The organism is Paraprevotella xylaniphila YIT 11841 (assembly GCF_900683745.1).
In the GTDB taxonomy this organism is placed as follows: domain Bacteria; phylum Bacteroidota; class Bacteroidia; order Bacteroidales; family Bacteroidaceae; genus Paraprevotella; species Paraprevotella xylaniphila.
In genome coordinates this window covers 2,637,443-2,649,534 of the sequence record NZ_LR215980.1, presented here as the reverse complement: position 1 = coordinate 2,649,534, position 12,092 = coordinate 2,637,443, and the positions used below count along the sequence as shown (strand labels likewise).

The 12,092-nt window shown below is 42.6% G+C and carries 7 protein-coding genes; 1 reads left to right on the top strand and 6 read right to left on the bottom strand.

Annotation, left to right across the window (positions count from 1 at the left end):
• Nucleotides 1–117: 117 nt before the first annotated feature.
• Entirely contained in the window at nucleotides 118–1,806 is a 1,689-nt protein-coding gene (locus tag E0E47_RS11245; RefSeq protein ID WP_130893719.1) for a Na/Pi cotransporter family protein, read from the bottom strand.
• 89 nt (nucleotides 1,807–1,895) lie between these two features.
• On the opposite strand from E0E47_RS11245, the gene E0E47_RS11240 reads away from it, so the two are divergent.
• Nucleotides 1,896–3,557 carry a nucleoside kinase gene (locus E0E47_RS11240; protein ID WP_130893718.1) on the top strand — a complete coding sequence of 554 codons (1,662 nt, stop codon included), beginning with the start codon at nucleotides 1,896–1,898 and terminating at the stop codon, nucleotides 3,555–3,557.
• 257 nt (nucleotides 3,558–3,814) lie between these two features.
• Here the strand turns inward: E0E47_RS11240 and E0E47_RS17345 are convergent, their stop codons facing one another.
• The 5 genes from E0E47_RS17345 to E0E47_RS11220 are packed head-to-tail and all read right to left on the bottom strand — an operon-like array spanning nucleotide 3,815 to nucleotide 11,830.
• Nucleotides 3,815–3,952 (bottom strand): hypothetical protein, encoded by a 138-nt coding sequence (locus E0E47_RS17345; protein ID WP_008627787.1) that lies wholly within the window; start codon nucleotides 3,950–3,952, stop codon nucleotides 3,815–3,817.
• A gap of 9 nt (nucleotides 3,953–3,961) precedes the next feature.
• Nucleotides 3,962–4,987: an ATP-binding protein gene (locus E0E47_RS11235; RefSeq protein ID WP_008627786.1), complete on the bottom strand. Its 1,026-nt coding sequence runs from the start codon at nucleotides 4,985–4,987 to the stop codon at nucleotides 3,962–3,964.
• Nucleotides 4,988–5,035: 48 nt separating this feature from the next.
• Nucleotides 5,036–6,721, bottom strand: a complete 1,686-nt coding sequence (locus E0E47_RS11230) for a DUF262 domain-containing protein (protein WP_130893717.1) — start codon at nucleotides 6,719–6,721, stop codon at nucleotides 5,036–5,038.
• Nucleotides 6,722–6,728: 7 nt separating this feature from the next.
• Entirely contained in the window at nucleotides 6,729–11,648 is a 4,920-nt protein-coding gene (locus E0E47_RS11225) for a DEAD/DEAH box helicase (protein ID WP_130893716.1), read from the bottom strand.
• On the bottom strand, nucleotides 11,645–11,830 hold the full coding sequence (locus tag E0E47_RS11220) for a helix-turn-helix transcriptional regulator (protein ID WP_130894363.1): 186 nt from the start codon (nucleotides 11,828–11,830) through the stop codon (nucleotides 11,645–11,647). The genes E0E47_RS11225 and E0E47_RS11220 overlap by 4 nt, the downstream gene beginning before the upstream one ends.
• Between the last annotated feature and the right edge of the window lie 262 nt (nucleotides 11,831–12,092).

Here is a 12,092-nt window from a genome sequence, read left to right as displayed (position 1 = left end):
TGATTAGGTTAATAAATTTACTTCGCAAAAGTAATGTGTTTAATGTGGAAAAACAAATTTTGTTGCTTTTATTTGCCTGTCATAAAACGATAAACGGAGGGGGAAGAGTTCTTCTGTTCAGGACGGTGTGTTGGTCTCCAACCGTGCCTCCGTTACATTGAGGATGCAGTCGGAGAGTTGTTCGCATTCGTTGATGACATCCATATACATTGCCCCGGTCTGGTAATTATACACTCCGTTGTTTACGTCTGTAAAATTCAGGTTACGCAGTTGGTTGCGGAATTTATTGATTTCCTTTTCTATATAGTAGGCTGCAGAAGCCTCTCTCGGGGCTTTCCGGATGGATAAGATGGTTCGCATTTGTTCCAATGCTTGTTCTGCCAGTTGGAACATCTGGTGGATGTGTTCCAACTGTTTTTCCGTGAGTTGTTGGGTGCTTCGATAGTTCCTCCGGGCGGTATGGGCGATGTGATGGCAACTGTCTCCGATGCTTTCTATTTCGGCCACTTCGCGTAGCATGCCGCAGATGGCACGTTTAAGGTCGGCCGATGGTTCTTCGGTACAGACTTTGTTCAGGTAGTTGGCTATGTCTACTTCCATTTCATCGCAAATATCTTCATAGTGTTCCACCAAGGTGAAAATATTTTTAAATTCCGTTTCATTGGATACGGAGAACAGGAAACGGGTTTGGGTGAACATTTTTGTAACGGTGTCGGCATAGTTGATGATTTCCTTACGGGCTTCCATGACGGACTGTTCCGGAGTGTCGAGCATCCCTTTGGTAATGAAACGCAACTGGCTTTCCTCTTCGTCGTTGTGCCGTGGCTTGGCCACCCAGCGGGTAGCCAGTCGTTCGAGAGGGTTGACCAAACCGATAAACAGGGCGGCGTTGCAAAGATTGAAACCGGTATGGAAGGCTGCTAAAACGTAAGCCAGGTTCTTGTCGGCCGCCATGAGCTTTTGCGTCGGGTCGAAATGGATAAAGTCGCATAGCAGATTGACGAAATAAGGAAAGGCCAAAAACATCCAGGTTACGCCACTCAAATTGAAAACGAGTTGTCCGAGAGCTGTACGGCGGGCAGGCGTTCCGGCAGAAGATGCCGCACGGCAAGTGACGATGGCTCGGCCGATGTTTTCACCCAACACAAAAGCCACGCCGGAATAGATGGACCATACGCCGGTGGAACACAGGGCCATTGAAGTGGCCATGAGCACGGCGGAGGACTGTACGCCGAAAGTGACGGCAGCACCAATGAGCAGCAATATGGCATACGAGGCGTAATTCTCATCGGAAACAGCCAAGTAGCGGGCTATGCCGTCTGGCCCGGTCAGCGTCATGTCGTCGGCCATGTGGCAGAGCAGGCCAAGGCTCAGCAGGATGAAGCATAGGCCGAAGATAGAATTGCCCAACGCGCTCCATTTGCGGTAGTAGGTCATTATAAACGCCACTAATATCAAGGGGTAAATGTAGTTGCTGATACTGAAATTGAATTCGGCGGCCATAATCCAGGCGATGAATGTATTGCCTACTGATGCTCCCATGAGGATGGGCAGGGCTTGGACGAGCGTGAGCATGCCGGCATGCACGAAACTGACGGTCATCAGCGAAGCTGCGGTGGAAGACTGTATCATGGCTGTGACCAACGCACCGGTGAGTAAGGACGTGAAACGGTTGGTGGTCAGTGAATCGAGGATATGCCTGAGCCGTTCCCCGGCTAATTGTTGCAGGCTCTCTCCCATGAGTCTTGTACCGTACATCAGCAGGCCAAGGCAACCTAAAAGTTTTAAAAATGCTAAAACCACCATAAACAGTCGAAATATAAGTGAACGATAGTATGTTTTCTCCGTCCCATTGCCTATTTTTAAGGTGTTTATTCAAATCCCCGAAAAGCTTTATGGTACAAGAAATCAAAATACGTTGCAAAAATAATAAAAAAACTCTTCAACTCCCTATCGGAAGTACACTTTGGGACGCTTATCATGCGTTAAATCTGCAAATGCCTTACGGGCCGGTCAGTGCGAAGGTCAATAATAAGGTGGAAGGACTTCATTATCGTTTTTATAATGATAAAGATGTGGAGTTCCTTGATGTTACCTCGTCTTCAGGAATGCGTACTTATACCCGCTCGCTTTTTTTCGTGTTGGTAAAAGCAGTGAAAGATTTATTTCCCGGGTGTGTGTTGCGCATCGAGACGCCGGTATCGAGAGGGTACTATTGCGACTTGCGTATAGGGCGGCCGATAGAAGAGGATGACGTGACGGCCATTTGGCGCCGGATGCGGGAAATTGTAGATGCCGACATACCTTTCCATCGTATACAAAGTCCTACAGAGGACGCGATAGAAATGTTCCGCCGTCAGGGAATGACGAGCAAAGTGCGGTTGCTGGAGAGCTATGGTGCTATCTACACGCATTATTACCAGTTGGATCAGACGGTGGATTATTTTTACGGTTCGCTGCTGACATCGACGGGAGGATTGAAGGTGTTTGACGTAATGAAATATTATGATGGCCTGTTGTTGCGTATTCCGTCCAGGAAGAATCCCGAAAAACTGGAGGAGATGGTACATCAGGAGAAGATGCTCGAAATCTTTCGCGAGCATCATCGTTGGCAGGAAATTGTCGGACTGGGTACTGTAGGTGACTTTAACAAAGCTTGTCAAGAGGGTCGGACTACGGAGTTGATCAACGTAGCCGAGGCATTACAGGAAAAGAAGATCGTACGTATTGCCGATGAAATACAGTCGAGGCGGAATTTGAAACTGATATTGATAGCCGGTCCGTCGTCGAGCGGAAAGACGACGTTCAGCAAACGCTTGTCCATTCAGTTGATGGCCAACGGGATAAAACCTTATCCCATATCGTTGGATGATTACTTCTTGGATAGGGAGCATACGCCGCGGGACGAGCATGGAGAGTATGATTTCGAGTCGCTCTATGCTTTGGATCTTCCGTTTTTCAACAGCCAACTGCAAGCGTTGTTGGCAGGCGAGGAGGTGGAACTGCCCCATTTCAATTTCCAGACAGGCTTGCGTGAGAAGAGTGGGAAGAAACTTCGGTTGGAAGAGCACATGATACTGATTCTGGAGGGCATCCACGGCTTGAATCCCGAGTTGACCGCCCAGATTGAGGAACAATACAAATATCGTATTTATGTCTCGGCCATGACGACCATCCTGTTGGATGCGCATAATTATATTCCGACTACGGACAACCGTTTGTTGCGGCGTATCATCCGCGATTACAAATACCGGGGGTATTCGGCCTTGGATACCATCCGCCGTTGGCCCAGTGTGCGGGAGGGGGAAGACAAATGGATTTTCCCTTATCAGGAAGAGGCCGATGCCATGTTCAACAGTGCTTTGTTGTTCGAATTGGCGGTCATCCGCAACCAGGCTCTGCCGATATTGGAAAGGGTGCCTGAAAATGTACCGGAGTATTCCGAGGCTTATCGTTTGCGTAAGTTCCTGCGCTATTTCGTGCCTATGGCAGACGATGAAATTCCACCGACTTCCCTGCTGCGTGAGTTTGTGGGGGGAAGCTCTTTCCACTATTAAGGATAGTTCATGCGGCTTCCCTCCCAAGAGTTTTACGAAATTGCCCTTCATCTTTCAGCCATGTTTCAGCCCTACTTCGTAGAGAGGCGGACATTGCCTTGGGTATGACGCTATTTTTTTCTGCGCCAAACGAAAAATCATTCTCAGCCGAACGATTTCTCGTTTGGCGCAGAATGATTTGGCCTCTTCTGCATGACAGCAGGCTGAAAGATGCACACCTAATCCTTCAGCCCGTCAATAGGCTTTCAGACAATGGGTTACGGGTCGAACTGAAAGATGAAGGGGCTTTTTAGAAATTTATAGGGGGATCCATTAATCCTTTCAAGCTCATCTTGAAAGCGTTCCCATGCCATCAAGTCCTCGTGCCAGTTTTCAGATTCTTCCCAATCGTCCATAATCCTTTTTTATTCTATAATTTGCCAATATCCTTGCTTCCTGCCTCCTATACGTTTCAGTAAGCCAAGCTCTTGAAGGCGGGAAAGATTGTGTATAACACCTCCCATTGTCACACCTGGAATCTTCTCACATAATTCTTTTCGTGTGGCATTGGGGTGTTCATTCAGATAGACCAATATGGCTTGTTGTTGCTCCGTTAGCTTTTGTATGGTCTTTTGTATGGTCTTTTGTATGGTCTTTTGGGTAGTTTTCTGGTCGCTTTGGATCGTAGCCCTTTCCGGGTACTCAAACTTAAAGGTTGTCCATATACCCGAAGCATCATAACGAAATTCCGGTGTGGAGAATCCATCTTTCTTACAAGCAGTGATAATGCGCTCGATGCCGCGTCCCCATGCCTCAATCTCACCAGCACGAAAAAACGTATTGGCTATATCAGGGTTATAAGGCATACTCCGATGTGAGGACAATAAGGTTTCCACCGTCCATCCTTCGGGCAGTACCCCACCGTTGATTATCTCCAACTTGTTTTCATACACGCGGATTTGAATAGGAGAAGGTTCTGCGTAGTCTTTGTTGATGCAGGCATTCAATAATGCTTCACGGAGTGCCTCATGGGGCATAGGCAATGTTTCTATCCGTTGGATGCCTTCGTAGGTAATGATGGCTTTCATGTACTTGGTACACAGCAAGTCCATCAGTTTCATGATTTGCTGGAACAGATTGCCGTGCACTTCGTCCTGATATACCAAATCCATACCTTCGCGGAAGAAGCCAACCTTTACAAACGCTCCGGTCACATACTTTTCCGGGTCGGGATGGAATAGTAAGGCAGCAGCACGTTTCAAGTAACTGCCTTCATAAAGTCGGAGCTTCTCCAACAGTCCATGATTATCGTCCATTAAGTCCGCTTCCTCCATGCGTCCGCTCCGTTTGGCATACTTGCGGAACAAATCAAACGTAGCGTTATCCAAGTCCTCCGCTTTCAGATAAGGCACAGGCACACCATCCCAAGTCTTGCCCTGCTTGCGAAGCATGAAGCGGTCGAGTGCCTTTGAATTCTATGTTTTGGGATTCGGTTGACATCATATTTTATCTAAATGTAAAATGTCTTTATATATTATATTTGCTAAAAAATCAGTTCTTTTTTGAGGCAAAAATTCTTTGTCTCCGTAACGATTTGCCAATTCTCTAGCCATTTTATAATTAGAATCCCTATAGAAGTTCAGTTTCTCTCGGAAAGGCTTGTCTTTACAATTTTGATTAATTCTATTTTCTAACAAGATAATATTACCGATTAAGGCGTTTTCATTATCTTGTGAATCAGGAAGAATATGCTCAAGAGAAGATTCCTCAAAATTAATTCTACCTGACAAATGTTCTTCTATCAACTCTAATACGATTCTGACCCTATCTTTATTCTTTTGAGATTTATAAAAGTCATTGTGATTCGACCAGCCTAATGTCTTTAATCTTTCAGTAAATGTTTTTAATGACGGGATTTTCTTTTTTATACCGTTTATAAAGTTTTCTAATTCTTGTTCGCTAAAATTATTCTCTAAAATTGGAGCATACTTATATACCACATCTTCCAGTTTGTTTGATTTTTCTTCACCTATAATATTGTAACACACAAAAAATGAGTACAAGAAATGCAATGCATCTTCATATTTCTCAGATGATAATTGGTTGTTTTCTTTCTTATCCATTAGACTTAATAAAATAGGTCTAAATTGTTCTGCACGTTTTTCTTTAAAGAAAGAAAATACTTTGTATTCAACTTCAGAACAATTTTTATTTTCACCTGATTTCTGGGGTGAAATAATAGTATGATAATAACGGGACTTTAACATGATATCTTTCATTAGAGCACCCACTTTATCTTTAGGATAAGTTCTCTGGAGAATTCGAAAAATTTGTTCTTTATTTGTTACTTGTATCTTATGCGCTGTATAATGTTTAAAGAAGCGATTAATAGATCCACCTAATAACCCCTCTAATATCTCCCATTTTTTTTTGACTTCATCAACCGCATTTTGTGGTAAAATATATCTCATGATATAATTTTTCAAAAGTTCATGATCAGCCAAAGCTTGTCCCCGGGCATTAAGGATTTCAAATATAGTATAAGAGTCCTCTTCTGTATCTGCAATAATTTCCACACAATTTGTATCTATGAGAGCATCTCGCATTGCTATTAAGTAAGCACTTGGTTCTATTTCTTTATTACTCATTTCTTTTAGCTCATCGTAAAAGAAAAGAATGGCTTTAGCTATATTATCTTCCTTTTTTCTGTCTATGCTTGACAATTTTATGAGTTCATTTATATTTCTATTCTCATCATAATTAGTAACTTTGAATACAAAATCCTTGATAAACAAATGTTCCTCTGAGTGTAATATGCAATATGCCTCATTTTTTCTATCTTTAGAAATTAAATATGGTATTGTTCCTTTAAAATCCTTCTCCATTTCTTTATCTTGGAACAATTTCATTATTGCAGATAGAAATAACATAATGGTGATGGTTCGTTGTTGCCCATCAATTATAGTATACCTATCCAATCCGTTTATAGATTCCTCTCTTTTTAACACAATACTACCAATAAAGTGTCTTTTATCATCCTTATTTTTTACAATAAAGTTAATATCAGAAAGTAAATCTTGCCAATTATCTTTCTTCCAAACATAATGTCTTTGATTCCGAGGAATCTCTAGTATGCAATCATTTAATAGCTTACTAATGGGTCTTTGTTCTGCTGAAAAAGCCATATATTTTTTATTTAAACTTCAACTTCGGTAATCTTTTCACGATCTTCACCGTCTGTACCGATACATTTATGACCCGGAGCAGAAGGTTGAAGATGTATTTCTCATCGTTATGCTCGCGTGCCCAGTCGTTAGGGTCGTTGGTGATGCCGCTTTTCTTGTCGGTAGTTATGGAATAGCGTTCCATTATCCACTCGATAGCAGACTTTCCGTTTACCACATATTCGTAGGCTTCGGCGGGAATGCCGGTAATGGTAATGGCATGGTTATAATGGATGACGCTCTTGTCGGATGTCTTACTATCAATTTTGCCGAAACGTATTTTCTCTACGTGATAGTTCATTTTGTCTCCTTTGTTTGTCAGCGGTGCGAATTGGACAATACATTTTCGATAAGGTTCTATCGTTTCATAATTCAGATGCAGGTTGGCAAGCTCACGTCCGGCTTTGCAGAATGTCCAGAAGTCATCCGCTTTCTCCACCAAAGGCAGGCGTGGCAAGGACTTTTTCAAGTCTGTGGCAAAAGAGGTACGATAGTCGGGGGAATGGAGCAGTCCATAGACGTAATAGAAGATGTCCTCTTTCGTTACTTTGTAGCCATATTGCTTACGGGTTGTATTTAATATCCAATCGGTTACTCCGTCTTTACGCACATATCTGTCCATCGGCCTTTCCGTTTCTTGATTAAACAAGTTGGCAATATCAGTGTCGTTGCTGTCATACCAATAAAGAGGGAAACATTGAGTATCACCTATATAATGTAAGTCTGGAATGCAATCTGTTAGAGATACAGATAATCCATTATTGGCACTGACACATGACACACAAATCACAAGGTTCTTGTGGTTGGGAGTGGGGAATAGTTTAGATGAAAGACCTATACGTTCAATAAAGGGTTTATCAAAATATAATCTTTGTTTGAAAAATGGGCGATATGCGCTATCTCTTAAGTCTGAAACATAATTATGTTCTATGTTTCTTTCAATATCTTTTTTGAGATTGACAGTCCAACTTATCTTAGAATCATCTGTATTGATAAAACTTTCCACGAACAATTTCTTATCAACCTTTATCGCATCGTTATATGCTTCCCTCTGTCGATTATAAAAGTCAATCATAGACCGCATATTCTGTTCAAGTCTTTGCCGAGAAGAATTATAAACCCACGCATCTCTATTGGTAGCTACACCAATAGCATACGTGTCAAAGAAACTTTTCTGCCCCTTCGCAAACTTCTTTTCAGGCTCAATAGGGATAAACAGCTTGAACATCTCGTTGCGGGGGGAAATCCAATCTCCATGCTTATTCGGTTCAACCAATTTCCACATCATCGTAGGGTTGCTGATGTCACCCATTTGCCTGATGATTTTCAGTTTGTCTTCCCTGCTTAAATAATCCCCAATATCGTGATAAAAGATTTGTGCTTTCTCTAAATTATTTGCTTTACGCTTTTTCACCAAAATAGTGATAGCAATTGGAGTGCGAGAGCCTGAACCAAATATTTTTCCACCCTCTTTGCGAGACAGTTCTCCACTGGTCCGTTGATTCCCCCTTAAATTGAACACATAAATCGAAGAGAATTCCTGTTCAAAGCATTTGCGCATACCGTCCAATCCATTGGCATCCAACCAAGCACCATTAGTCACAAAACCGATAACTCCACCTTCTTTCTCATTCAAACGGTCAGAAGCCCAACGGAAAGCCTTCACATAACTATCGTATGCAGATTTGTTTAGATTAGCTTCCGATTGCGCTACATAAGTCGTTTCAATGTGTTTCTCCAATCTTGGATAAGATTGGTTCTGTGCATTGTCATTGGCAGACTTTTGTCCAATGGAATAAGGAGGATTACCCACAACAACTGTAATCGGGCATTTCTTCTGCGCCATGACACGTTTGGAGTTAGTAGGAAATTGTTCGGAATAAAGATTCTCGTCAGAATCTTTTTCTCCTAATTGGAACGTATCGGTCAAGCAAATGCCGTCAAAAGTCCGGTATTCTTCTTCGGGAACGAGCGAATGAAATACGCTCTCGATGTTAATAGAGGCTATGTAATAAGCCATTAATACGATTTCATTGGCATGGATTTCTTTGCAGTACTTCCGGGCCAATGCCTCGCGGTTTATCAGTCCACTTTGAAGCAAGCGAGTGATGAATGTGCCGGTTCCTGTGAACGGGTCAAGGATATGTACATTCTCATCAGAAAGCGAACGTCCAAATTCTTTTTGAATGATATAACCTACGGAACGGATGATGAAATCTACTACTTCCACAGGTGTATAAACAATGCCCAATTTTTCCACCGTTTTAGGCGAAGCCACCTTAAAGAACTTGTCATAAAGCTCTACAATCAGGCGTTGGCGACCTTCTGCATCGGTAATGTCACCGACCGTAGTTCGCACATAATCATAGAATTTTTGCAGGCGTTCATTTTCTTCTTCCGTCTTGGCTTCATCATCTAGCAAGGCAAGCATTTTTTGCATGGCTTTCGATACCGGATTGCTGACAGCAAACTCGTAATTACCGAAAAGAGCTTCGAATACAGGCATGGCTATCAGATGCTGCGAAAGCATTTCAATGACTTCCTGTTCAGTAAGGTTGGGATTGATATTCTTGCGCAGTCCGCGCATCAGTTGCTCAAATGCTTTCTTGTGCTTGCCTTCGTCTGCAATCAATGTTTTGATGCGCTTGATGTGTTCTTCTGCTATTTTAGCGATGTCTTTTGCCCAAAGCTCCCAATAGCGTTTGCTCCCGACCTTGGTCACCATCTTGGCATAGAACACGTTCTGTAAATCTTCGAATTGCAGTGAAAGCTGTTGTGCCATTTGCATGGCTGCGTTGGTGGCGTCTTGCCTCGTAGCATCTGCAAGGCTGCTGTCCACACTGTCGTCATCATGTGAACTACCCACACCTCCGAAAAGGATGTGTTTAGGTTTCTGTTTGGAAAGTTCTATCTTGTTGACTTCAGCATTGAAACGGTCGTCATGAGCACGCAAAGCATTGAGCACCGTCCATACCACTTTGAAATTAGGGTGTTTGCTCAAAACCTCATCACCTTCTACATTCTCTGGTATGACTACCGGAATAATGATGTAACCATATTTCTTTCCGGGACTGCGACGCATGACACGTCCCACTGACTGCACCACGTCCACTTGTGAGTTTTTAGGCGAAACGAAAACAACTGCATCGAGCGAAGGTACGTCTACACCCTCGCTCAAGCAACGGGCATTTGTCAGCATACGACATTCCTTATCGTTATCAGACTGCTCTTTTAGCCACATTAGCCGTTGGTCGCGTTCGGTAGCCGACATCGTACCGTCCACGTGACGTGCCACGACATCTACCATCATAGCCTTGTCTTCTGTACTCACGTCTTCCATATAAGCCGATTTGCAATCGGTAAAAATAGTAGCCGTTGCTTTTGAAGCCTTAATGGTGGAACAAAAAGCTACGGCACGGTGCATAGGTAGTGGGTCGGTTGTCTTGATAAGTCCTTCGTCGCCCAATACCCGTTTTGACAAAGCATTGATGCAACCCACAAATTTAGAAGCGTCATCTACGGTTATCGTGCCGTCTTCATTGGTTATCACATCACGGAGTGCAGGCGTAATATCCTTGTCGCCTACGGCAAGAATCAATACCTTATAATCAGTCAGTAATTGTTTTTCTACGGATTCACCGAAACCGATACGAAAAATCTCATCACCGTACATTGACACATCGTCCATAGAGCACAATATCGCATCATTTTCTTCTGCTTTCTTGCGTGCTTCATCTGTATAAAGACGAGGCGTGGCAGTCATATATAGTCGATGTTTTGCCTGAATGAAATCGTTGTTATGTACTTTGATAAAGGCACTTTCATTCGTCCCTTTCAATGAGACTCCGGTAGTGCGGTGGGCTTCATCGCAGATAATCAAATCGAAAATGCCATATTTGCCTTGTGTACGACTTAGCAATTCTTTCTGCGCACGTGATATGACTTCGATAGACTGGTAGGTAGAAAATACGACTGTCATACCTTCTCGTTCTTTGCACCGGATAATTTCGAGCTGATGAATAATATAGTCTGTATTGGTTGAGGCAGGCAAAGCCAAATCGACAATACTCACTCCGTCTTCTTCATTCTTTACTTTCTGTTGAGAAACTTGCCCGTCTGAACAGATACATACGGCATGGATAGGAACACAGGCTTGTGCTGACCAAGCTCGTAAAGTCTGTCCCAACAATGCAATGGAGGGAACAAGGAAAAGCACCAAACCGTTGTTGTTTGTTTCGTTTTCTGCTATTTTAAGAGAAGTAAAAGTCTTTCCTGTTCCACAAGCCATTATCAGCTTGCCCCGTTCGTGAGTTTGGAAATATTCATGTACCCGATTGACTGCCTTTCGTTGATGCTCCATTATAGAGAAAGGTTGGGGGCGAGAAGCCTTGCCATAAAGTCCATGCTCCAGTTTTTCCCAATCCACATCATCAGTTTCAAGGTCAATCAAATTAAGGCGTGTTACAGGCGGTGTTTGATTCTTGATTGTCAGTTCGGCGGCACTGTTCCATTTGTTGGTAGTAGAAATCCACAGGCGTTGGGCAAAAGCGTGCTCTATGCCTTCCGCTTCAAAGGTCTTACTTGAAGTGGAGAGGAATGTGTCTACATCTGCTTTTGTAATATAGTTGTCATCCGCATAACATTTGCATTGTATAGCCCAAAATTCTCCGGTAAAGGTCTTCGCGACTAAATCAATACCTAAGTCTTTTCCTCCAAATTGGTCCTGACAAGGGAATTCAGTCCATAGCCAAACTTCTTCAAAAAGTCCTTCGTATAAGGCTGTAGTTTTCAGATAAGCCTGCATCAGGCGTTCAAAGCGAAAACCTTTATCTCGTTCAGACCATGCTTCTTGTCGGAACTTGTCAATTATCTTTGTAAATGTTGTCATTTCGTTTCGTTGTTAATACCGTTGTTTATCAAATCTTTTGAACTTATTCCCAATATGGCAGCTATCTTCATTAACATTTCCAATGAGGGTTGGCTCGTATTAGAACACCATCGTGAAATAGTTGCCTCGTTCTTTCCTAACTGTCCGGCAAGCCATTTTCTAGTTTTACCTTGTTTATCAATACTTGTTTGTCTTTTCTGTTCCCATATTTGGCTTATATTGCAAATGTGCGATAATTGATTGATGATATTTGCAAAGTTAGTGATTAACAATGAGAACTTAACAAGAACCTTCCATTTTTGTATTGTAATTGCGCCTATGGAGTTCGTATTAAGCGTTTTATACGTATCATTTGTTTCACTTTTTATTGTTGTTCATTTGTCTTTTTTTGCTTCAGATAGAAATCACCGAAAAAGATGCAAAAAGAAATAAAAAAAGCAGCTA